At 60.5% G+C, this 23,450-nt stretch carries 19 protein-coding genes; 17 read left to right on the forward strand and 2 right to left on the reverse strand.

All coding sequences use genetic code 11. From position 1 onward, the window contains the following. Positions 1-329 precede the first annotated feature (329 nt). The 8 genes from AC07W0_RS09935 (at position 330) to AC07W0_RS09970 (ending at position 9,349) form a co-directional block, all read left to right on the forward strand. Positions 330-2,000, forward strand: coding sequence for a DUF1302 domain-containing protein (locus tag AC07W0_RS09935; protein ID WP_014338779.1), 1,671 nt, complete (start codon positions 330-332; stop codon positions 1,998-2,000). Between the two features lie 67 nt (positions 2,001-2,067). After that, positions 2,068-3,420 carry a DUF1329 domain-containing protein gene (locus tag AC07W0_RS09940; RefSeq protein WP_014338780.1) on the forward strand — a complete coding sequence of 451 codons (1,353 nt, stop codon included), beginning with the start codon at positions 2,068-2,070 and terminating at the stop codon, positions 3,418-3,420. A 65-nt stretch (positions 3,421-3,485) separates the two neighbouring features. Then, the gene (locus AC07W0_RS09945; protein WP_014338781.1) at positions 3,486-4,304 is read left to right on the forward strand and encodes an SDR family NAD(P)-dependent oxidoreductase; all 819 of its coding nucleotides are present in this window, start codon (positions 3,486-3,488) and stop codon (positions 4,302-4,304) included. Positions 4,305-4,337: 33 nt separating this feature from the next. Continuing rightward, positions 4,338-4,787 carry a nuclear transport factor 2 family protein gene (locus AC07W0_RS09950; RefSeq protein ID WP_014338782.1) on the forward strand — a complete coding sequence of 150 codons (450 nt, stop codon included), beginning with the start codon at positions 4,338-4,340 and terminating at the stop codon, positions 4,785-4,787. A 38-nt stretch (positions 4,788-4,825) separates the two neighbouring features. Next, a complete protein-coding gene (locus tag AC07W0_RS09955) occupies positions 4,826-6,190 on the forward strand; it encodes a phosphotransferase family protein (RefSeq protein WP_014338783.1) in 1,365 nt (454 codons plus the stop codon). A 59-nt stretch (positions 6,191-6,249) separates the two neighbouring features. Beyond that, complete coding sequence (locus AC07W0_RS09960; protein ID WP_034114521.1) at positions 6,250-7,071, forward strand: SDR family NAD(P)-dependent oxidoreductase; 822 nt, start codon at positions 6,250-6,252, stop codon at positions 7,069-7,071. Positions 7,072-7,081: 10 nt separating this feature from the next. After that, positions 7,082-8,329 (forward strand): MFS transporter, encoded by a 1,248-nt coding sequence (locus AC07W0_RS09965; RefSeq protein WP_102617437.1) that lies wholly within the window; start codon positions 7,082-7,084, stop codon positions 8,327-8,329. A 93-nt stretch (positions 8,330-8,422) separates the two neighbouring features. Beyond that, positions 8,423-9,349 (forward strand): quinone oxidoreductase family protein, encoded by a 927-nt coding sequence (locus tag AC07W0_RS09970; protein ID WP_014338786.1) that lies wholly within the window; start codon positions 8,423-8,425, stop codon positions 9,347-9,349. A 40-nt stretch (positions 9,350-9,389) separates the two neighbouring features. Here the strand turns inward: AC07W0_RS09970 and AC07W0_RS09975 are convergent, their stop codons facing one another. Then, positions 9,390-10,295, reverse strand: coding sequence for a helix-turn-helix transcriptional regulator (locus AC07W0_RS09975; RefSeq protein WP_034114517.1), 906 nt, complete (start codon positions 10,293-10,295; stop codon positions 9,390-9,392). Between the two features lie 141 nt (positions 10,296-10,436). On the opposite strand from AC07W0_RS09975, the gene AC07W0_RS09980 reads away from it, so the two are divergent. Then, positions 10,437-11,348, forward strand: a complete 912-nt coding sequence (locus AC07W0_RS09980) for a LysR family transcriptional regulator (RefSeq protein ID WP_034114514.1) — start codon at positions 10,437-10,439, stop codon at positions 11,346-11,348. A gap of 165 nt (positions 11,349-11,513) precedes the next feature. Beyond that, positions 11,514-12,551 carry an amidohydrolase family protein gene (locus AC07W0_RS09985; protein WP_014338789.1) on the forward strand — a complete coding sequence of 346 codons (1,038 nt, stop codon included), beginning with the start codon at positions 11,514-11,516 and terminating at the stop codon, positions 12,549-12,551. Between the two features lie 44 nt (positions 12,552-12,595). Here the strand turns inward: AC07W0_RS09985 and AC07W0_RS09990 are convergent, their stop codons facing one another. Beyond that, positions 12,596-13,441 (reverse strand): SDR family oxidoreductase, encoded by an 846-nt coding sequence (locus AC07W0_RS09990; RefSeq protein WP_014338790.1) that lies wholly within the window; start codon positions 13,439-13,441, stop codon positions 12,596-12,598. A gap of 421 nt (positions 13,442-13,862) precedes the next feature. Between AC07W0_RS09990 and AC07W0_RS09995 the strand changes: the two genes are divergently transcribed. From AC07W0_RS09995 to AC07W0_RS10025, 7 genes are all read left to right on the forward strand, one after another. After that, positions 13,863-15,524 (forward strand): DUF1302 domain-containing protein, encoded by a 1,662-nt coding sequence (locus AC07W0_RS09995; protein ID WP_014338791.1) that lies wholly within the window; start codon positions 13,863-13,865, stop codon positions 15,522-15,524. A 30-nt stretch (positions 15,525-15,554) separates the two neighbouring features. Further along, the gene (locus AC07W0_RS10000) at positions 15,555-16,916 is read left to right on the forward strand and encodes a DUF1329 domain-containing protein (RefSeq protein ID WP_034114512.1); all 1,362 of its coding nucleotides are present in this window, start codon (positions 15,555-15,557) and stop codon (positions 16,914-16,916) included. 95 nt (positions 16,917-17,011) lie between these two features. After that, a complete protein-coding gene (locus AC07W0_RS10005) occupies positions 17,012-18,142 on the forward strand; it encodes a YCF48-related protein (protein WP_014338793.1) in 1,131 nt (376 codons plus the stop codon). Between the two features lie 35 nt (positions 18,143-18,177). Further along, positions 18,178-20,709: an efflux RND transporter permease subunit gene (locus AC07W0_RS10010; protein WP_014338794.1), complete on the forward strand. Its 2,532-nt coding sequence runs from the start codon at positions 18,178-18,180 to the stop codon at positions 20,707-20,709. A 47-nt stretch (positions 20,710-20,756) separates the two neighbouring features. Beyond that, positions 20,757-21,728 (forward strand): VOC family protein, encoded by a 972-nt coding sequence (locus tag AC07W0_RS10015; RefSeq protein ID WP_102617436.1) that lies wholly within the window; start codon positions 20,757-20,759, stop codon positions 21,726-21,728. Further along, a complete protein-coding gene (locus tag AC07W0_RS10020) occupies positions 21,725-22,543 on the forward strand; it encodes an enoyl-CoA hydratase/isomerase family protein (protein WP_014338796.1) in 819 nt (272 codons plus the stop codon). The genes AC07W0_RS10015 and AC07W0_RS10020 overlap by 4 nt, the downstream gene beginning before the upstream one ends. A 32-nt stretch (positions 22,544-22,575) precedes the next feature. Continuing rightward, positions 22,576-23,397 (forward strand): SDR family NAD(P)-dependent oxidoreductase, encoded by an 822-nt coding sequence (locus AC07W0_RS10025; protein WP_014338797.1) that lies wholly within the window; start codon positions 22,576-22,578, stop codon positions 23,395-23,397. Positions 23,398-23,450 lie beyond the last annotated feature (53 nt).

The following is a 23,450-nucleotide window of genomic DNA, read 5'->3' on the forward strand; positions in this document are numbered from 1 at the left end:
GCGTTGCCTAGTTATTGGCCGGAGTCTAGGGAGTGCTTCTGTCATCGTAAAATCACAAAAACGACGGGTCGGTATTGGTTATTCAAATACCGCTCAGTCGTCCAGCGGTCCTTGCTGACACAGCTTGCGTGTTGCACGCCCTCCGTGGGCCTGAGCATTTGATCAATACCAAAATGCATTTGAGCAATGCTCCCAACCGTTGTGCCCGAACCTCCCCCTCCCGTCTACTTCAGGCCATACCGAATGCCGTCGGGCCGGCGCTTATCGCGCGGCCCAAACGGCCCAAGGCCTCGGCTGCCAATAACAACAAGAATGTAGGGGGAGTGTTGATGATCGATGCAAAGTTAAAGCCGTTAAGCCTGGCCGTCTGGTTCAGCGTGACCGGGTGTGCCTTCATCGTCAGCCCTGGTCAGGCTGCCGAGTTTGATACCGGCAATCCCGACCTGACCGCGCGCTGGGACAACACCGTACGTTACAACCTCGGGATACGGGCCGAGGGACGCGACTCCGCGTTGGCCAACAATGCCAGCTACGACGAGTCCGATTCCAAGTTCGATCGAGGCGATGTGGTGACCAATCGCATCGATTGGATGAGTGAAATGGAGGTGGCTTACAAGCAGTACAACGGCTTTCGCATCAGCGGCGCCGCCTGGTACGACCAGGCATATGCGGACACCGATGTCGAAACCAGCCCTGGCAATGTCTACTACCCCGGCGCGTTTCCCGGTACCAGCACGTCGAGCTACACCAACGGCCATTACTCGGGCTTTACCAAGCGCTACCACCGCGGCCCCAGCGGTGAGTTGCTGGACGCCTTCGCCTTTACCCGCTTCGAACTCGGTGACATTCCGGTCAGCGTACGTGCCGGTCGACACACCGTGTACTGGGGCAATGGCCTGCTGATTGCCGGGCATGCGGTCTCCTATTCGCAAGCACCGCTGGATGGGCGCAAGGCCGTGAGCAACCCCGGTACCGAGACTCGCGAAATTTTCCTGCCATTGACGCAGCTTTCCACCCAGGCACAGGTCACCGACAAGTTATCGGTGGCGGCGCAGTATTTCTTCGAATGGGACACCACTCGGGCACCGGAAGGCGGCACTTATCTGGCGTCTGCCGACGTCGCCCTGGAGGGGCCGGACCGCTTGCCGCTGTTCAGTGGTGTATCACGGCCGTTGATCGATCCGGTCAAGCCCAAGGACCGGGGCAACTGGGGGGTGATGGGCACTTACAGCTTCGACTTCCTGCACTCGGAGGTCAGCCTGTTCTATCGCCAGTTCGACGATTACAACCCGTGGGGCCTGCAGGTGGCGCCCACCTTCGCCCGGTATGTGTACGCCGAGAACGTCAAGCTCTATGGCCTGGGTTATTCCGCTGGCCCGGTACTGGGTGGTGGCTCCCTGGGAGTAGACCTGTCGTATCGCCAGAACACCTCGCTGGTCTCCAGCAATATCAGCACCGTCGACAACCAAGGTGCCCGGGGTGATACGTGGCACATGGTGGTCAACGGCTTGTGGTTGCTGCCGCGCACCGATTATTTCGACACCGGCAGCCTGATTGCCGAAATGGCTTTCAGCCATGTGGCACGGGTGACCCAGCATGAAGAACTGTTCAAGGGCGAAGGCTATGGCGGCTGCCCGGCGGGCCAGGACAAGCACTACGGCTGCGCCACCAAGAACTATGTCGGCCTCGCCGTCAGCTTTGCGCCGCAATGGCTTGGGGTGTTCCCCGGCTGGAATATTTCCACGCCCATGAGTGTGGATTACGGCGTCAACGGCAATGCCGCAACGGGCGGTGGCAACGAAGGGAAATACACCTGGAAGGCTGGCATCAAGGGCACTTACGACGAGCGCGTTGACGTGACCCTGTCGTACATCGGCTACGGCAGTGAGCGCCACTACGCGGACGTCGCCGGTGTCGGCAAAACGGTGGTTGGCGGTTCCGGCGATGTTGGTCTGACCGACCGTAACTGGGTGTCCTTGACCCTCAGCACCGCGTTCTGAACAGCCTCTGAATGCAATGCAGTGATCGCCGGGTTCGGTGATCACCCCCCTCTGATCGGAGAATGTCATGATGGTTGATTTTCATGCGATAGGCCTGGTGGTCATCGCGTTGGCGGGTTCGGCGTTGGCCGATGACAGCTTCACCCCGGCCGACCTGGGCGGCAAGCTCACGCCGTTTGGCGCGATAGTCGCGGGCAACGCCGCGGGCACGATCCCGGCGTACGACGGTGGTTTGAAAGTGCCTGCAGGCCTGGTGCCCGGCGATGGGAACTGGCCCAACCCGTTCGCCAATGAAAAACCACGCTTGCGCATCACGGCGGCCAACGCCGATCAGTACGCCGACCAATTGGCGGCCGGGCAATTGCAACTGCTCAAGCAGAACCCCGACACCTATTATCTCGAGGTGTACCCCACGCACCGGACGGCGGCCTTTCCGGCTGACTTTCTGGCCGCCACCCAGCGCAACGCCAGCCGCAAGGAATGCAAAACCGAAAACGACGGTCTGTCGATCAGCGAAGGCTGCCGTGGCGGCCTGCCATTCCCGTTGCCGCGTGACGGTCGGGAGTTGATGTGGAATTACATCCTCAACTACCAGGGCGTGAATGGCTGGGACTGGAACCACAGTGCCTACGTGGTCAACGAAGGCCATGCGACGCTGACCAACACCAACCAGTCCACCGGCGAAAAACCTTTCTACCAATTGGAGGTGCCAGGGCGCGATCCGAAAATCGCCCAGCGTATCTGGTCGCGCATTGTCGCGCCGGCTCGCACCGCCGGGCAGGCATCCGGGTATTGGGATTACCTCGACCCGGTCGCCGACGCCCGATACGCCTGGAGCTACAGCACCGGCCAGCGCCGTGTGCGCAAGGCCCCGGAGTTCAATTACGACACCCCCAACTCGGCGTTCGGCGGGGTGGCGTTCTACGACGAAATCTTCCTGTTCTCCGGGAAGATGGACCGCTTCGACTGGAAGCTGGTGGGCAAGAAGGAAATGTTCATTCCCTACAGCAACTACACGCTGAAATGGGGTTGCGACATGGACAAGAAGCTCATGCCCAAACACATCAACCCCGCTTGTGAGCGTTGGGAGCTGCACCGCGTCTGGGTGGTGGAAGCGACCCGCAAGGACGGGGTGCGCCACGCGCAAAAGAAACGTCGCTACTACATCGACGAGGACACCTACGGCGCTGCGGTCTACGACGCCTGGGACGACAGCGGTGCGCTGTTCCGCACCGGCTCTCAGTACAACATCGAGGCCTACGGCATTCCCAACAATCCGCAACAGGATTCCTACTCGCTGTACGACTTCACCCGTGACCAATACGGCATGTTCGGCAATGGCCCGACGCGCTACCGAAAGGCACCGGTGGCTGAGCGTGAAGCCAACCCGCAGACCATCGCCGGGGGGCAGACCCGCTGACGTCATGCTCCTTTTCGGCGTTCGCCACGGGCGCCGATTTTTTTTATCCGTCCCGAGATTCCTTTATGAGCGAGATCCTGAAACGTCTAGCCGGCAAAATCTGTGTGATCACCGGCGCAGGCAGCGGCATTGGCCGTGCCTCGGCACTGCGTTTTGCCAGGGAAGGCGCCACGGTGGTGGTCACCGATCTTTACGCTGAATCGGCGCAGGCCGTGGCAGCGGAAATCGGTGCCAACGCCCTGGCCTTGCAGGTGGACGTCGGTGATGAAGACGCCTTGCGGCAGATGATTGAGCAGACCGTCCAGACCTTCGGTTGGATCGACGTGCTGTTCAACAACGCCGTGTACCGAAACCCGGCCACCACGCGCGATATCGACTTCATCAACTTCAACACCGAGCTGTTCCACAACTGCATGCGTGTCAACGTGCTGGGCGGTGTGCTGGCGTGCAAATACGCCTTGCCGCACATGCTCGCCCAGGGCAGTGGCTCGATTTTGTTCACCTCGTCCACCAGCTCGATTGCCGGTGAGATATCCCAGTTCAGCTACGGCGCCTCCAAGGCCGCGCTCAACTGGTACGTGCAAAGCATTGCCGCCACCTTCGGTAAGCGCGGCATTCGTTGCAATGGCATTTTACCGGGGGTGATTCGCACGCCTGCCATGGAAAGCTGGGCCAACGAGGCCATGAAGGCCGCCTTTCTCGATCTGCAAAACGTACCGCAACTGGGCGAGCCGGAAGATATCGCCGCCATGGCTGCTTTCCTCGCCAGCGACGACGCGGCCTATGTCAACGGCACGCTGATGCGCGTGGACGGCGGCATGAGCTGCGGCACGCCGATGGTGCCGGTGGTGCGTAATTTCCTGCTGCCCAAAGCCTCGGTCTGATGCCGATCCATTCACTGCACTGGAGCCCGTTTCATGGCACTCGAACAGGAACGCTTCATCCTCGACATGCTGGCCGCCTGGGGCGATGGCAGCGACGGCAGCCGCCCCGATATCGACCGCATCATGGCCACCTTCGCCGACAACGCCGTCTGGCAACTGTGGGTGCCGGGTGGCCCGGTGATCCGCGGGCATGCTGCGTTGCGTCGCGAGATCGAGCGGCAGATGAGTTATGTCACGCATAACCGCTGCACCACGCGCCACATTGTCTCTTCCGAGCGCGTGGTGATGACCGAGCGCGACGATTACTGCGTCAGCAATGGCATCCCCATGCCGCACTCGATGGTGGCGGTGTATGAGCTGGATGAAAACGGGCTCATCTGTGCCTGGCGCGAGTACCTGGACACCGCCGACCTTGCCAGGAAAAAAGGCGTGCCGCTGGAACAGGTGGGCGGGCCTGGCGCTGGAGTGACCGACACCCATTGAAAACGGCGCTGGTCATCAGCGCCTGATGAGGACCTTGTATGTCAACAACAATAAATGCGACCTGTGATCCGCTCGAAGAAAAGCTGCGTACCTTTGTCGAAGGGCTGCTGGGTGGGAAAGTCACTGCCATGCAACGCCTGCCGCGCTGGCGCCCGGCCTGGAACCTTGAACTGCAACGCGAGGGCGAAACCCTTCAACTGCACATTCGTGGCGAGCGCGGGGGGGATGTCAGTCCATTTCCGGAGCTACGCCGGGAAGCGGATATTCTCACTGTGCTCGATCAGCAAGGCGTGCCGGTACCGCGTATCTACGGTTTCTGCGAAGATCCGCAGGCCATCGTGATGCAGTGGGTGCCGGGGAGTCGTGATGTCAGCACCGCGCAGAGCGATGCCGAACGCCATGGGGTCGCACGCCAGTGGGTCGACGCCATGGCACGCATGCATCAATTGCCGCTGCAACCCTTTGTCGAGCAGGGTATTGATCTCCCAACAGGTGCCGAGGACATGACCTTGGCAGGCCTGGAGGCCTATTACCCGCTGTACGCGCGTAATAAAACCAAGCCGCAACCGCTGGCCGAATTCGCCCTCGGTTGGCTGCGCCGCAACGTGCCACGGCACCGCACCCGGCCTGCTTTCGTTCAGTATGACTCGGGGCAATTCCTGTTCGAGAACGGCCAGGTGCTTGGCCTCTATGATTTTGAATTCGCCATGATCGGCGATCCCCTGGCCGACCTGGCTTCGGCGCGCATGCGCGACAATTATGAGCCGCTCGGGGACAGTTTCGCGGCCCTGTATCGCTACTACCAGCAAGTGACCGGTGAACCGGCGGACCCCGATGTCGTGCGTTATCACACCGCCCTGTTTGCCACCGTCAGCACGATGCAGTTCTCGGCGTCGGTGGCTACGCCACAACCGGGTGACCCCCATGACACCTACGCCGAGTTTGACCTCGCCCTGCGCCGGGTGGTGGTGCATGCGCTGGCCGAAGCCATGGGGGTCGCTCTGCAAACGCCGACACTGGACATTGTCAGCAGTGGCCCGAATGCAGCGTTGCTGACCATGCTCGCCGATGCCCTGGCACAGGTGGAAGTGAGCAGTGACTTCCAGAAGACTAAACTGCGCGCAGTGAGCAAATTGGTGGAATACCTGGGTCGTGGTGATGCCATGGAGTTGCACTTGCGCGAGCTGGAACAACAAGAAGCGCAAGACCTGCTGGACCGCACCTTCAGTGGCTACAACGAGATCGATGCAGCGCTGGAGGCCTTTGTCAAAAGCGCCGGGCCCGAATACGACGAGCCCTTGCTGCGCCTGTTCATGGCGCAAATCGAGCGCCGCGTCCTGGTCTATGGCAGCACCGCCATTGGCGCCTCCGCCAGCCACATCGACCTGCCGCCTGTCATCTGACGCGCTGAAACCTTCCTCGTCCGGTGATCGGTCACCGGACCCTCGTTTTGGGAGTCCCTATGCCTGTTCCTAATAATGCCTTCGCGCATCGGTATGGCCCATGGGCCGTGATTGCCGGCGCCTCCCATGGCTTGGGCGCCGCGTTCGCCCGTTCACTGGCCGAGCGTGGCCTCAACTGCGTGCTGGTGGCGCGCCGTGGTAACGCGCTGGCGCAATTGAAAAGCGAATTGGAGCAACGGTACGCCATCGATGTGCTGGTGGTGACCCAAGACCTTGCTCATCCGAATGCCTGCGAGCAATTGATGGCGGCTGTGGGTGAACGGCAAGTCGGTCTGTTCATTTACAACGCTGGCGGTGACCCTTACATCACACGCTTCCTCGACACCTCGGTTGAGGACTGGGGCGCCTTGCTGCGCCTCAATTGCTCGACCGTGATGCAATGCAGCCATGCCTTTGGTGCCGCCATGCTGGCGCGCGGACAGGGCGGATTGCTGCTGGTGGGTTCCCAGGCTGCATTGGGCGGTATTCGCAAACTGGCGATGTACGCCGCCACCAAGGGGTTCGCATTGAATCTCGGCGAGTCGTTATGGGCCGAGTGGAAAGACCGTGGCGTGGATGTGCTCAACCTGCTCATCGGCACCGTCGACACACCGACCATGCGTGATGCCATGGTCAAGTTGAACATTCCCGACGCTCTGACCATGACCTTGCCCCAGGCTGAAGACCTGGCGCTCCTGGCGCTTGAGGAACTGGGCAATGGCCCGACGCTGATCCATCCCGAAGACATCCTCGCCCAGGGCGCGGATACACCCGGTGCGGCACGTCGTGCCCATGTGCTGGGCAAGAGCGCGCAAGCGGCTGTGTTTATCGGCAACGACTGAGGTCACCCCCATGAAAGGTTTTGATAACGCAGAATTCAAACGCGGGTGGCAAGTGCTGATCCTGGCCCTGATCGGCGTCGCGACCAGTTCCAGTTCGTTGCTGCTGTACAGCTTCAGTTCCATGGTCATTCCTCTGGAACAGGCCATGGGCTGGGGCAGGGCAGAGTTGCAGGCAGCGATCACCGCGCTGTCGCTGGGCACCATTGTCGCGTCGCAGTTGGCGGGCTGGCTGAACTTGCGATATGGCCTGCGCCGGGTCACGTTGCTGTCGCTGCTGGCGCTGTCCCTGAGTGTCTTCACCCTGACCTGTATCAACGGTTCGATCTGGACCCTCTACCTGGGGTTTTTCCTGGTGCCGCTAGCCGGGCTGGGTACATTGCAGGTGACCTGGTCGCACCTGGTCAACTTGTGGTTCGAGGAAAACCGTGGCCTGGCGCTGGCGATCATCCTCAGCGGCTCCGGGCTGGCCGCCATCATGCTGCCGCTGGTTACCGCCTGGGCGATCGGCCGCTGGAATTGGCAGGCCGGTTTCCTGGCGCTGGGCGTATTGCCGGTGCTGCTGGCGTTGCCCTTGGCACTGCGGTGGTTATTACCGACGGCCAATGTCAGCCACAACACCACACAACTCCCAGCCGCCAACGGACAAGCTGGAGGGCTGTTACTGCGGGAGGCGCTGCGTTCATGGCGGTTCTGGGTTTGCAACCTGTCGATGACCTTGGTGGTTTCCTGCGTGGTGGGCATGGTCACCAATATCGTGCCGTTGCTGCAGGACAGAGGCCTGAGCGCCTTGCAGGCCAGCCAGGTTTTCAGCAGTTTTGGCGTGTCGCTGATTCTTGGCCGGCTGCTGGTGGGCTACCTGATTGACCGGTTGTGGGCGCCCGGCGTCGCCTCTTTGGCGCTGCTGATGCCGGCATTTGCCTGCGGCATTTTCGCCTATGGGGATTCCAGTATTGCGCTGTACATCCTCGCCACGTTGCTGGTGGGCGTGGGGGCGGGTGCCGAGTTCGATATCGCGGCATTCCTGATCGCCCGCTATTTCGGTATGCGTGACTACGGCCGCTTGTTTGGTGCCCACCTGGGCCTGATTACCGCCGGTGCCGCGATCTCACCGTTACTGTTCGCGGGGTTGTTCAAGCTCACCGGTGGCTACTCGGCCATGCTGCTGTTGAGTTCCATCTGCTTTGTCGTCGGGCCCTTGCTACTCCTGACGCTGGGTGGGTACCCGCGTTATCAGGTCGAGCCATTGAGGAGCAGTTAAACGCGGCGCTTAAGTAAATATGGACAGATAATAGAAAAATGTTCAATTATTGCTCGGGTGCAGCCTGACAATAAAACAGACAAGGAGAATGCCATGCGTGCCGCAATCATTTCCGAGCGCAATGCACCGCCAGTCGTCGGTGAGTTTCGTGAGCCGCAATCGCAAGACGGCGCAGTCCTGATCGATGTCGATACCGCCGGCCTGGGCGGCTGGGATGTCCTCGGCGCGTACCGACTCGGGGTTGAATACCCCTGTGTCATTCGCGGCGAAGGCGTGGGCCGGGCACCGGATGGTCGCCGGGTGTATTTCGGCGAGCGCTCGGTGTTGCCGTTTGGTGCCTGGGCAGAGCGCACCCTGGTGCCGCAAGCCGAGGTATGGAATGTGCCGGACGACGTCGACGATAAAACCGCGATCAGCATGGGCATCGCCGCTACCGGTGCCATCGTGCCGCTGGAAAAAGCCGCGATCCAGAAAGGTGAAAAGGTCCTGATACTGGGCGCCACCGGCACCCTCGGCCAGATTGCCCTGCAATTGGCGCGTGGCATGGGGGCTGGCAAAGTGGTCGGTGCTGCACGGTCGGGCGAAGCGCTGGGCCGTTTGAAGTCGCGGGGCCTGGCCGACGCTGTGGTGACGCTGGGTGGCAGCGATGATGTGGCTGCACTGAAGGATGCGGCCGATGGCGGATTTGATGTGGTGCTTGACCTCGTGTGCGGTCAACCCATGTTGACCTCCCTGAAAGCCACCAATTGGGGGGCGCGGATCATGACCATTGGCACGGGAGCCGGTCGCCAGCTCAATCTGGATATTGCCGATCTGTTGTTTCGCAACTTGTCGTGCATTGGCACGGGTCAACGCCCGCCCGCAGACCGTGAGCAGATCTGGCTCCGACTGCTGAAGATCGCCAAAGAGCAGCAGATCCAGGTGGATTACCTTGATTACACCCTCGACCAGGCGGCTGAAGCCTGGGCCGCGCAGGTCAATGGGCCACACGCCAAAATCACCGCCAAGATTCATCGCTGAAGCCATGAGCGCGAAAAGGGCGTCCTTGTCAGGGCGCCTGTCAGCGCTGGCGCTGGTGGCGAAACTCCTCGGGTGTGACACCGAGTTCTTTACGGAATGCGGCACTGAAGGCGGCGGCATTGTTGAAGCCGGCCTGATAGGCAACCTGTTTGATCAGCAGTCGTGAGTCGGCCAATAGCGCCACGGCTTTTTGCAGGCGACTTTGCGCGGCGTACTGACGCAAGGTCATGCCGGTGGTGTTTTTGCAGCGACTGGACAGCGTTCGCAGCGGCAGTTGGCAGGCCTGCGCCAGGTGGCCGAGGGAGCGGCCCTCATCGCTGGCGCTGTCGAGCAGCTCGCGCAGAATGTTGAGTTGACGAGGGCTGAGTTTTTCCGCGCTGTGCGAGGAGTGGACGGCATCGTCGTCCGCGTCGATGAACTCGCGACGCAGGTCCAGGGCGATGCTGGTGAGCAGGCACTCGGTTTGCAGTTCGCTGGCAAAACCGGGGTGGGCCACCTCTTCGGCCAGACGCTGCAGGGAGGCGTGCAGGTAACCGCTTTGCAGGTTGAGCATGGCTTCGCTGACGCCGTCTTGCCAATTCCAGCGATAGCTGCCCAGGACGCCGAGGGAGGAGGGATCGAACAGGCAGACCAGCGCTTTTTGCTCGCTGGCCGCGTGACGCAGGTGAAATTCGGTGCCGCGGGGAATGAATAATAGATTACCCAGGGGGTGGAATCGATGCGCGCCGTGGCTGGGGAAACTGCCGAAGTTAGGCTTGGTCTGGGCACTGGTCGGCAGCATCAGGCGTAACAGGCAACTGTCGCCGGTTTCGATCAAGGCGGTGCCCGTGTTGGACCACTGCGCGTGTTCAACCCGGATGTCGAAGCCTTGTCTGGCCAATGAAGCTTCAGTCAGGAAATTACCCGACGCTTCGCAGTCGTACTCGCTGTAGTGGATCGCGTTCATGGTTCAACCTTCAGCCATTTTTATTATTGGCGCTGAAATTCGAAAGATAACGATACGTCAGGGAGTTACCCGGCTTTGAGTGTACCCAGCGCGTGAGCCGAGCTGTTTCACATATTCAGGTGACAGGTATCAGAAAATCCGATGACGAAAGGCAAAGATATTTCCATGCGTCAACTGCGCTATTTCGTTGCCGCCGCCGACGCGGGCCAGTTTTCCCAAGCGGCGCTCAAGGCGCATGTCTCGCAGTCGGCGATTACTGCGGCGGTGCTGCACCTGGAGCAGTCCATGGGCGTCAGCCTGTTCGACCGTTTACCTCATGGCGTGACACTGACCGCTGAGGGCAACAAGTTTGCCCAGCATGCGCGGCACATCCTCGACACCTTGCAGGATGCCCTCAGTGAACCGCTGTTTCTCGGCCACACCATGCAGGGGACCGTGCGCATCGGCGCCTCCTACACGGTGCTGGGTTACTTTCTGCCTGCGCTGCTGGCACGCTTCAAGCGTAGCTACCCTCAGGTCGAGATCGACCTGATCGATATGAACCGCCAGAGCATTGAGGAGGCCCTGGGCAATGGCGACCTCGATCTCGGCCTGACGATCGTCTCCAACACACCGAACCTCGACGGATTTGCTCACCATGTGCTGGTCCGTTCCCGCCGCCAACTCTGGTTGGCCAGCCAGCACCCGTTGATGGCTGCCACCTCGATCAATCTCGAGGACGTCGCCGGGCATGCCTATATCCTCCCCACGGTGGATGAGGGAGAGGCGTCGACCTTGCGCTATTGGGAATCCCGTGGGCTGGCCCCCAAGGTAGCTTTTCGCACCTCTTCCATGGAGGCGTTGCGCGGGTTGGTGGCGCATGGCTTCGGTGTGACCATTCTCTCGGACATGCTCTACCGGGCCTGGTCACTGGAAGGCAAGAAAATTGAGATCCGGCCGCTGGTGGATGTGATTCCACCCATGGAACTGGGGCTGATCTGGCTGCCGGATAACCGGTTGTCGGCGCCGGCCCAGGCGTTCCGGCAGTTCCTGATCATGGCCTGCGCCTCGTAGCCGCTACCGGCAGGTGGCTGTTCTAGTCGTTCACTCAATAATTAAATGAACACTTAATTAAAATGTGTCTATATAGTTGGCGATGCATTTATACCCTCAAATCGATCCGGAGCCCCTGCCAATGGGGCGTTCGGTCTGCTGGCTCATTACAACAAGGAGAACGCCATGCTGATTGATGTCCACGCCCACTTGCTGACCGAGGGCATGTTGAACCGCCATGAGTTCTGGGGGCCGTTCATGAAGGTCCAGGGGCTGACCGTGGGGCATTTTTCCCTCGGTACCAAACAACCGGCCAAAGCGGCTACGGATGCCGAAGCGCAGGCCAATCTCCTGGCGCGCATGACCCACGCCAGCCGTCGAAAGCTGATGGACGAGCGGGGTGTCGACAAACTGGTGATGTCCACGCCGTCCCACTGCTTCATGTACTGGGCGGGGGACTTCGCCAATGAGTACGCAAGCATCTGCAACGATGAATTATCCGCGTTTTGCCGGGCCGACCCCGACCATTTCGATTTCTGGTGCCATGCCAACCTGGCGGACCCGCAAAACGCGGCCAAGGAGATCGAGCGCGCCGTGACTCAGCTAGGCGCCAAGGGTGTCTGCGTGGGTGGGGCTAATTTCAATGGTTTGGAGGCTCACGATGAGCGCTTGTTTCCTGTCTGGGAAAAGCTGACCCAGCTGGATGTGCCGATTATGGTGCACGGCTTCAACCAGTCGATCTATTGGGGCGAGAAACATACGCAAGACAAATTCGAAACGACGTCGATCGTGGGCGACTGTGTCGATGAAACACTGTTTTTCTGGTACCTGATCTGCGGCGGCGCGCTGGATGTGTTTCCGACCCTGAAAACCTACATCACCCATGCCGGCGGTATGGCGGTGTTCCAGTTGGGGCGCCTGAGCGAACTGAACCGGGCCATGGCGCCGGACTCGCGCAACCAGCGGCCATTGATGGATTACCTGCCGAACTTTTACTTCGATCTCGACGTTCATGCTCCGGGCTTGCGTCGTGGTGTCGCCGAAGTGGTGGGCGCGCAGCGTCTGTTGTACGGCACCAACTTCGGCGGTGCCTACGACCATGGCGATCTGACCGAAGGCATCGGCTTATCCACTGAGGACCGCGAGCGGATTCGCAGTGGTAACGCGATTGAACTGCTCAAGCTGACGGTGCCGGCCAGCACTGACCGGATATTGACGCCGTGATGGAATAGCCTGCCAGGCATGGCCGCCAGGCGGCCATGCCTGTGTTATTCGCTGGCAGCGTTACGCGCCGCGATGGCAGCGGCAAAATCGCGCTTGAGGGTTGGGAAGTAGGCAATCTGTCCGCCCATGCCACCGGCAATGTCGATCGAGGCGGCGCTGATGAAGCTGGCATATTCACTGGCCAGGAACAGCGCCATGCCGGCCACGTCTTCAGGTTTGCCGTAACGCCCGAGCGGTACGACTTTCATCACCATGGCGTCGAATTCCTCGCGACTGACGCCCGGGCCCATTTCCTTGTAGTGGCGATCCCACTGACCGGTATCGATCCAGCCCATGTTCAGGCTGTTGACCAGGATATTGTCCTTGGGCAGGGACATGCCCAAGGAGCGGGAGAGGGCGATGCACGAGGCGCGGTTGATCACCGAGGGAATTCCGTCGGGCGTCGGAATCGCGCCGGCCAGGGCATTGATCTCAATGATCCGCCCCCAGCGCTGTTCACGCATGAACGGCACCACGGCCTGAACGAACCGGAAATGCCCCATCTGCAGAATGTTGGCATGTTCGAGGATGGCTTCCGGCGTCAGGGTCTCTAGATTGCCGCCACGCCCTTGACCGGCGTTGTTCACCAGCACATCGACACCGCCCCAGGCCTGTGCAACTTCAGCCACGAATGCTTTGACCCCCTCGCTGTCGGTCACGTCGACAGCCCGGGCAATGACCGCTTGGGCGTGTTGCGAGAGCTCCTTTGCGGCTTCGTGGACGGCAGTCTCGCTGCGGGCACAAATCGCTACCCGTGCGCCTTCGGCCGCGAAAGCCCGGGCAATGGCCAGGCCAATGCCCCGCGAAGCGCCCGTGATGATCACGCGTTTGGCACTCAAATCAATGTTCATGGTGGCTCCTCTTGTTTTTATCTGCCGCTGCGATGGCCGTTTTTTGCTGGGGAACATCCCAAATTCACTGGGTTTTCCGGAGCTATTGAAAGCTGAAAGAGGAAAAGCGTCAAAGACTATTTGAACGTTTATAGATTTTGTGTGCAGTATTATTCCTGGCATCGCCTGTGGCTGAAATCGGTATCCCAAGGAAGTCGATCGATAATTCTGTATATAGAATTGAAATCTTTATGTGGAATTTTTGGTTCTTATCCGTTACGGTAACTTCAGCTGAGGAGGGAAGCGGTCCTGGAGCGTGCCAGGCCTCCGTGAGCGGACTGTCCAGGCGGGACTTGCAACGATCCTGTGAGGTTTCGCAGATTGTTGGAAGGACTGTTTGAACGCACTAAACGACTGAAAATAAAAATAAAAGGTAGTGTGTATGAAAGAGAAGACCAAACAGGGTCGGCGGGTGCTGACTCAAGGTGCGCTGACACTGTTGATGGTTGGCGGCGCACAGGTTTCGATGGCGGCCTCGTTCGACATGTCGAACCCGGACTACCGTGTGCGTTGGGACAATACGGTCCGTTACAACCTCGGGATGCGCACCGACAGTCAAGACAGCCACATCATGAACACGCCGAACTACGACGAGTCGGACGGCAAGTTCGATAAAGGCGATATCGTGACAAATCGCCTCGATCTGTTGAGTGAGTTCGACCTTTCCTACCTCAACGAATGGGGAGGGCGACTCAGTGCCGCCGCCTGGTTTGACCAGGCTTATCACGACGACTCGGTGACCAGTAACATTCCCGGCTACGCGACCAGCTATCACAACAATAAGTACAGCGATGAAGTGGATCGCTACATGAACGGACCGTCGGGCGAGATCCTCGATGCGTTCGTCTGGCGCAACTTCAACATCGGCGACACGCCAGTCAACGTGAAAGTCGGTCGCCATACCAACTATTGGGGCGAGGGCCTGCTCTTCGGCGCCCACTCCGTGTCTTACTCGCAAGCCCCGAGCGATGGCGTGAAGGCGTCAACCAGCCCAGGTATCGAAACCAAGGAAGTGTTCCTGCCCGTCGGACAAGTGTCGGCCAAAGCGCAGGTCACCGACCGACTCTCCCTTGCCGCTCAGTACTTCTATGAATGGGAACCGACCCGGATTCCATTCGGCGGCACCTATTTCGGTGGCGCCGACCCTCTGTTCGAAGGTCCGGACCAATTGCCGGTGGCTGCCAATGGGGCAACGTTGCAGCGTCAGGATTCGCGCTTCGGGCGTGACGGCAAGAACTGGGGCGTGATGGGTAAGCTCAACGTCGAAGAAATCGAATCGACCTTTGGCGCCTACTATCGTCAGTTCGATGACTACCAGCCTTGGCTGGCACCGCAGGTCAAAGCGGCATCGGGCTCCTATCGGGTGGTCTACCCACGCGGCGTGAAACTCGCTGGTGTCAGTTTTGCCCGGGTCTTCAACACCGTGGCGGTAGGGACCGAGTTGTCCTATCGCATGGGCGGCGCGTTGAATGCCACCGGTGTCAGTGCCCTGGATGATGAAGGCCCTCGCGGCGATACGATCCACTTCATCGCCAACGCTGTCTACGGCGTACCGCGTAACTTCATTTCGGACAACGCCACGCTGGTCGGTGAGTTCGCCTACAGTCATTTGCAACGGGTGACCGAACACGAAGAACTGTACAAGGGCGTCGGTACGGCGGCCTGTACCAATGCCAGGACTCCCGGCATTCCTGATTCGGGCAGCGAAGCCGATGGCTGTTCGTCGAAGAACTACTACGCCGTCGCCGTCAACTATACGCCACAGTACATTTCCATCTTTCCGTCCTGGGATCTGGATGTTCCATTGACCGTCAACTACGGTCTGCATGGCAACGCACCGACTGCCGGTGGTGGGAACGAGGGAGCGCTGTCCTATTCGATCGGGCTGAAGGCAACTTACGCGCAACTCTATGAGTTCGGGTTGCGCTATGCCGACACCCGGGCTCAACCCAAGCACCTGGCGAACGGGACCGTGGCGGGTAACGGGCCCGTGGGCGGCACCGACCGCGGCTGGCTGGCGTTTACCTTCAAGACCTCCTTCTGACAAATACAACAAGAATCGGAGAATGTGTTCATGAAACGACAACTTGCCCTATCCATTGCCCTGATGAGCATGGCGACCTACACCCTGGCGGCAGGCGGTGACGCCTCGGAACTGGGCAAAAGCCTTACCCCGTTCGGGGCGATCAAGGCAGGTAACGCCGAAGGTACGATTCCTGCCTATGATGGCGGCTTGACCAAGGCACCGGCCGGCTTCGTAGCGGATAGCGGGTTCTGGGTCGACCCGTTCAAGGACGAGAAACCACTGTTTCGCATTGATGCCAAAAACGTTGACCAGTACGGGGACAAGCTCAGTGAAGGGCAAAAGGCCCTGATCAAGAAATACCCGACCTACTACATCGACGTTTACCCAAGCCACCGTACGGCGGCCTATCCTCAGGCGGTACTTGACGCCACCATGCGCAACGCCACCAGCTGTCAGATCCAAAAGGACGGGTTGGCAGTCGATCCGGCCTGCCGTGGCGGCTTGCCGTTCCCGATTCCGAAAACCGGCAACGAAGTGATGTGGAACCAGCAGGTGCGTTACAAGATCGGCACCGGCTACTCGACCACGTCTTCTTCCAATAGCTGGGTAGTCGATGCGAACGGCTCGATTACCAAGACCGCTGAACAGGCGACCTTCGAGGAAACCCCTTATTACCAGGTGACTCAGCAGGATCGCGACCCATTGATGTATGCCCGGGTGTTCTCGCGCAATGACTATCCGGCGCGACGTTCTGGTGAAGTGGTGGTACTGACCGACTTCCTCGATCCGTTGGCCAAGGCGCGTCGTTCGTTCAGTTATTCCCCAGGCCAGCGCCGGGTAAAACTGGCGCCGGAATTCGCCTTCGACACGCCGGTCGCCAGCCAGGGCGGTGTGACGCTGTTCGACGAGCTGCAAATGTTCTCCGGCAGCCAGGACCGGTTCGACTACAAACTGGTCGGCCGCAAGGAGATGTACATCCCTTACAACGCCTACAAGTTCTATTTCGGCGTTGGCAAGCAGGAAGATCAGTTCATGCCGCACCACGCCAATCCGGCGAACGAGCGTTGGGAACTGCATCGGGTCTGGGTCGTCGAGGCGACGTTGAAGCCGGGCATGCGTCACGTCTACAGCAAGCGCACCTACTATCTGGATGAAGATACCTTCGGCGTAGGCCTGTATGACGCCTGGGACAAGAGCGGCGCCTTGTATCGCTCGATCTTCCTCAGCGGTGTCCAGCTCTACGACAAGAACATCCCCTACAACGTGAAGAACGTCGTTTATGACTTCAACAAAGGCATGTATGCGTTGCTCAACGATGGTTTGAAGGGCGGCTACAAATTCGTCGACAAACCACTTTCCGAGCGTGACATGAACCCTGAAGCCATTGTGGCCCGGGTGACTCAGCGCTGACGTGATCTCGCCTGTTCTGCGTGCCGGTTTGCGCATCAAGCCTGGCAGGCAGAGCGGGTGGGTTCGCCACGTGGGATGGTTAAGGAATAAAAATAATGACTGGCCCTTGCCCTGCTTCTTTTTTCCGCTCCACGACGCGCCTGCTGCTGGCTGTCGCGCTGATCGTCGGTGCGAGTCCGTGGGTGACGACGCCTGCCTATAGCGCGGTCGCGTCCTCCGCCGACTCGCTGGACGTGCCGGCGCAGCGGGTGGATGAACGTCTGCCCGCACCCTTGCTGTCGGTCGCCAGGGCTGGCAACGCGATGATCGGCGTCGGTCTGCACGGGCTGATCCAGCGTTCCACCGATGACGGCCGGACCTGGCGGCAGGTCGACAGCCCGGTTTCCAGCGATCTGGTGCAAGTACGCTTTCGCGATGAGCGCAATGGCTGGGTCGTCGGTCACGATGCCTTGGTCATGCGCACCACCGATGGCGGCGACAGCTGGCAGGTGCAACTTGACGGGCGCCGCCTGTTGACGTTGCTCAACGCCTACTACGGCCCGCGGGCCGAAAAAGGCGATGAAGCCGCAGCCCTGGTGCTCAGGGAGGTTGCCATGGCCGCCAGCACTTCGGCGACGCCGGACGTGTTGGCCGCACCGTTTCTGGATGTGATGTTCAATGAACACGGCAGCGGGTTTGTCGTGGGGGCCTTCGGCATGTTGTTGCACAGCGCTGATAACGGCCAGAGCTGGGAACCATGGATCGAGCGCAGCGACAACGATCGACGCATGCACCTGTATGGCCTGGCGCAGCACGCTGGCGCTTTTTATATCGCGGGTGAACAGGGCCTGTTGTTGCGCCTGGACGGTCAGCAACAGCGTTTCGTGAAAATCGATACGCCCTATACCGGTACCTACTTTGGCGTTCGTGCCTTCGATCATCTACTGCTGGCTTACGGACTGCGCGGCAATCTGTTGGCCAGCCGTGATGACGGCCAGCAGTGGCAGCCCGTGGAGACCCGGCTCAATAGCAGCCTGGTCAGTATCGTCGAGCAGGGCAACGCCTTGATCGTCGTAAGCCAGGGGGGGCAATTGGTCAGTGTCGATCGGCAGAGTTTGCAGGTCAGCCCGTTGACCGATGCGCGGGTAGGCGAGGTGTATGCAGCCACCGCCACCAAACAGGCTGGGAGCCTGGTCGTCACGCGCTTCAGCGGCGCGAAGGTCATCGATATCGCCCCGGCCAACTAACGCCGCCGGCACGATTCCCCTACGAGAAAGAAAAAATGGTCGAGCAAAAATTCAACAGCGGGATGCCAGTGATTGCCAACCTGGAGGACTTTGACAAGCACTCCGGTGGCTGGTTTGAACGGGTCATTTTCCGTCATCGCATGGTCGTCATCGTTGCCTGCTTGCTCGCCACGGTCGTGCTGGGCTTCTTTGCTACCCAGCTGCAGGTGAATGCCAGCTTCGAGAAAATGATTCCCAGCTCCAGCCCGTACATCAAGAATTACCTGGCCTATAAAAACCAGTTACCAGGCCTGGGCAACAGCATTCGCGTGGTGGTGGAAAACAAGACCGGTGACATCTACGACGCTGACTACTTGCTGGCCCTGCAGAAGGTCAACGACACCCTGTACCTGATTCCGGGTATCGACCGTTCCTGGATGAAGTCGCTGTGGATGCCCATCGTTCGCTGGAAAGAAGTGACGGAGGAGGGCATCGATGGCGGTGCGGTGATGCCAGCCGATTACGACGGCAGCGACAAGTCGATAAAGGCGCTGCGCCGCAACATCATGCGCGCCGGCATTATCGGCAACCTGGTGGCCAACGACGGCCGGTCGAGCATGATTGTCGCGCCACTGCTCGATACTCATCCGCAGACCGGGAAACCCCTGGACTACGGTGATTTTTCCAAGCAACTGGAAGCACAGATTCGCTCGCTGGAAAGCGACAAGGTGGGCATTCACATTGTCGGTTTCAGCAAGCTGGTCGGTGACCTGATCGACGGCCTGTATTCGGTGATGCTGTTCTTTGGCACCTCGGTGGTGATCGCCGGCCTGTTCGTCTACTGCTATACCCGCTGCCTGCGCAGCACCCTGTTGCTGGTGAGCGTGGCGGTGGCCGGTGTGGTGTGGCTGTTGGGTTTGATGCAGATCCTCGGCTACGAGCTGGATCCGTATTCGATTCTGGTGCCGTTCCTGATTTTTGCCATCGGCATTTCCCATGGCACGCAGAAGATGAACGGCATCCTCCAGGATATTGGCCGGGGCACTCATAAGTATGTGGCCGCGCGATACACCTTCCGCCGTTTGTTCCTCACCGGCCTTACCGCGCTACTGACCAATATCGTCGGTTTTGCCGTGCTGGTGATCATTGATATCCCGGTGATCCGCGACCTGGCCCTGACCACCAGCATCGGTGTGGCGGTGTTGATTTTCACCAAGCTGCTGCTGATTCCGGTGGCGCTGTCATACCTGGGTGTGAGTGAAAAAGCCGCGCGTATCGCCATCGCCAAAGACCAGGCCGATGAAGCCAGCCGAGGTTTGCTTGGGCATATCTGGCGTGGTCTCGACCGCTTCACCGAACGGCCGGCGGCCACGGCAGTCATTGCCTTGTCGCTGTTGGTGACCCTGCTGGGCAGCGTGGTGATGATGCATCTCAAGGTGGGCGACCTGGACCCCGGTGCACCCGAGTTGCGCGCGGACTCACGCTATAACCGTGACAACGCCTACATCACCAGCCATTACGGACTTTCCAGTGACCAGTTCGTGGTCATCATGAAGACCAACGAAGACAGCTGCCGTCTGTACCAGTCGCTGCAAAGCATGGACAAACTGGCCTGGCGCCTGCGCCAGACGCCGGGCGTGCAAACCACCCAATCGCTGGCCGAAACCGTGCGGATGATCAGCTCCGGCATGGCCGAAGGCAGCCCGAAATGGTTGAGCATCAGCCGTGACCAGGCGATCACCAACTCGGCGGTGGACGCGGCGATGATTTCCGCCCCCGGCATCACCAACCAGCAATGCTCGGTGACGCCATTGATTGCCTACCTGGCAGACCACAAGGCCGATACCCTGAGCCGGGTATTGAAGGTCTCCGAGGCGTTCGCCAAGGAAAACAACACCGCCGCCGGCGCCGAGCAGCCGGTGGAATTCCTGCTGGCCGCGGGTAACGCCGGCATCGAGGCCGCCACCAACATCGAGGTTGAGAAGGGCATCATCACGATGTACCTGGCTGTGTATGGCGCCACGGCCTTGCTCTGCCTGCTGACGTTCCGCAGTTGGCGTGCAACGCTGGTGGCGCTGATTCCGCTGCTGATGACCACGATCATCTGCAAGGCGCTAATGGTCTGGTTGGGCATCGGCCTGAAAGTGGCCACCTTGCCGGTCATCGCCGTGGGTGTCGGGGTCGGTGTCGATTACGCGTTGTACCTGCTGAGCGTGCAACTGGCGGTGCAGGCGCGAGGTGGCAGCCTGGCTGTCGCTTATCGCCGCTCGCTGGATTTCACTGGCCGTGTCGTCGCCCTGGTGGGCCTGACCATGGCCGCGGGGGTGATTACCTGGGCCTGGTCGCCGATCAAGTTCCAGGCGGACATGGGCATTCTGCTGACCTTCATGTTCCTGTGGAACATGCTCGGTGCGCTGGTGTTGATCCCGGCCCTGTCACATTACCTGCTCAACCCCAAGGGCAACTCCAAGGCCGGAGTGACGCTTGACCTTGAAGACGCCCGCGCGCAGCAGGAACCGCGTAAGGCCGCGACCAGTGCACCAACACACTCATTGACTGAGCTCGCCTTACCCCGGCGTGCCCGCTGACTAATGGCCGGGCCCAGGCCCTGGCTGGCAATTGCAAGGAGATAAAGATGTTCGAGTTATTGATGAGTGCCGACATGATGGTTCCAGACCCGGACGGCATGACGCAAATGTTGGTCGACAAGCTCGGGATCTACAAACACGAGCGCTGGCGCCAGGCGTTCGATAATCACCCGTACATCGCGCATTTTCTGCGGGTACACAAATCCCTGGCGGTGTCGCCGACGCGCATCGAACCGCAGTGGCACCTGGATCGGCCGAACCCCGGTGACCCGCTGTTTCATGATTTCCTGGAAAGCCTCAAGGATTTCCAGGGCCACCACCGGCCCATGCTTACCCACTCCATCGTGCTGGCGCTGCATGGGGACAAGTTCGACGCGCTGGTGGACAAACTGATGCGTCGTCGCTTGCCATTCCGCATGGCGCAGCGCACCCCGGAAATGCCGTTCGATCGCCTATGGCTGGGGGCGACCCCCGAGCAACCGTATTACCAACCCTCCGTGGACGGCGGCTTGTGCATTGAAATCATGCCGACCGAGCCTTTGCAGATGCCGCCGGAAACCTACCAGCTGCCACCGATGCAACCGCGCGATCTCAAGCCCGGCGACATGGTGCGCGTCACCGCCCGTGGCTTCCTGATACGCGACCTCGATGAAACCCTGCGCAAGGTATCGACCAACCTCGACTGGGAGCCGAGCGGCCCGGTAGAGACCATCGGTAGTGAAGGTTACCGCCGTGCGCGGATGGGCTTCACAGTGCCCAACAGCGCCACCCTCGATGTGCTCGAGGCTACCTACTGGAACACCGACGCCGGCCACTACGTCAATAATTGGGGCCCGGGTCCGTACTACATCCGCATCGGTGTCAACGACCTGGCCGCCAAAGCCGAGGACTTGCGAGCGCGCGGCACTCGGTTCCAGTGGATCGAATCCTCGGCGGCCGTGGGTGGCCGTGCGTTGATCAAGGTCGATCCGCAGGAACTCGATGGCCAAGTCTTCGAGTTCGAGGAGTGCTCTGCATGAGCCCGGCGCAGAACCAGCCGTCTTGCGTGCTGATCAACGATGCCGTGCGCCTGGAGCGGGAGGCCATGGTGGGCTGGGTGGTACTGACCCGGCCCCGGCAGATCAACGCCATCAACGACGACATTCGCCAGGGCGTGCCGCAAGCATTGGCGTTGTTGCAACAAGACCCGGAAATTCGTGTGATCGTGATTCGCGGGGAAGGCGAGCGAGGCTTTTGTGCGGGCGCCGATATCAAGGAACGTCGCGGTCCGGAGTCGAGCCTGCAAGTGCGCCAGCGCATGGAAAAGGTGCGCTGGATCGAAGCGCTGGATGGCATCGGCAAACCCGTGATTGCCGCCATCCATGGCTACTGCATGGGCGGTGGGCTGGAGCTGGTATTGGCGTGTGACATCCGTTTCGCCGCGCCCGATGCCGTGTTCGCCCTGCCGGAAACCGGCCTGGGCCTGATTCCCGGTGGCGGCGGCACGCAACGACTTTCCCGTGTGGTGGCGCCGGGTCAGGCATTGGACATGTTGCTTACCGGTGACCGGGTGGGTGCCGAACACGCGCAGCGCATTGGCCTGGTCAGCCGCCTGGCCAGTGACAACGCCAGCCTGCTGGACGAAGTACGGGCCTTTGCTCAGCGCATCGCCAGCAAACCACCCACCGCGTCGGCCTTTGTCAAACAGGCGGCCCGGGCGGCGCTGGACATGGATCTCAAGCGCGGCCTGGACTTGGAGCTCGATCTGTTCGCCTTGCTGGCCCCGACCAAGGATGCCCGCGAAGCGGCCCAGGCGTTCAGCGAGCGGCGCGAACCGCGCTTTACCGGCGAGTAAAGCGTCACCCAAAAAACAATAAGGAACAGGACATGAGCACAGGAAAACTGGCAGGGCGAGTGGCCATTATTACCGGTTCCGGTGGCGGCCTGGGCGCTGAGTGCGCCCGGGTACTGGCGTCGCATGGTGCAAGTATCGCAGTGGTCGATATCAACTTCGAGGGCGCGACGGCCGTTGCCGAGTCGCTGCTGGCTGCGGGTCATCAAGCCTTGGCGATCGCTACGGACGTGTCCTCGGAAGACGACGTGCGGGCGATGGTCGCCCAGGTGAAACAGCGTTTTGGCCGTGTCGACATCCTGCACAACAACGCGGCGATCCTGAATGCCGAGCAACGTCAGTTGGACCGTGACTTCGTCAACCTCGATATGCAGGCCTGGGATCGCGCCATCGCCGTCAACTTGCGGGGCGCGGTGCTGTGCACCAAGCATGTGATCCCGGTCATGCTGGAGAACGGCAAGGGCTCGATTATCTTTGCCACTTCAGGCCTGGGCATGCAGGGCGATATGTCCCTGACCGGCTACGCCACCTCCAAGGCGGGGCTGATGATGCTGCCGCGCATGGTGGCTTCGCAGTACGGCAAGCAAGGTATTCGTGGTAACGCCGTGCAGATCGGCCTGGCGCCTTCGGAGCACGCCATGCCTGAACCGGTGCTCGACATTCTGCGCGACAACCACTGCACCGCCGAGCTGGGCACACCCCGGCAGATCGCCGATGTCGTGGCATTCCTGGCCAGTGATGAATCCGCCTTTGTCACCGGCACCACACTGGTCGCCGACGGTGGTTTCAGCAGCCACACGCCATCCCTGGTGGCGATGCGCGCGCTCTTTGCGCAGATGGGCCGCACCGGCATGTAACGCTTGCCTCGGCGCCCTCTACGCAGTGCGCCGAGGCTGATCTTCGCCGCTAC

Source organism: Pseudomonas sp. GW704-F2, assembly GCF_059423025.1.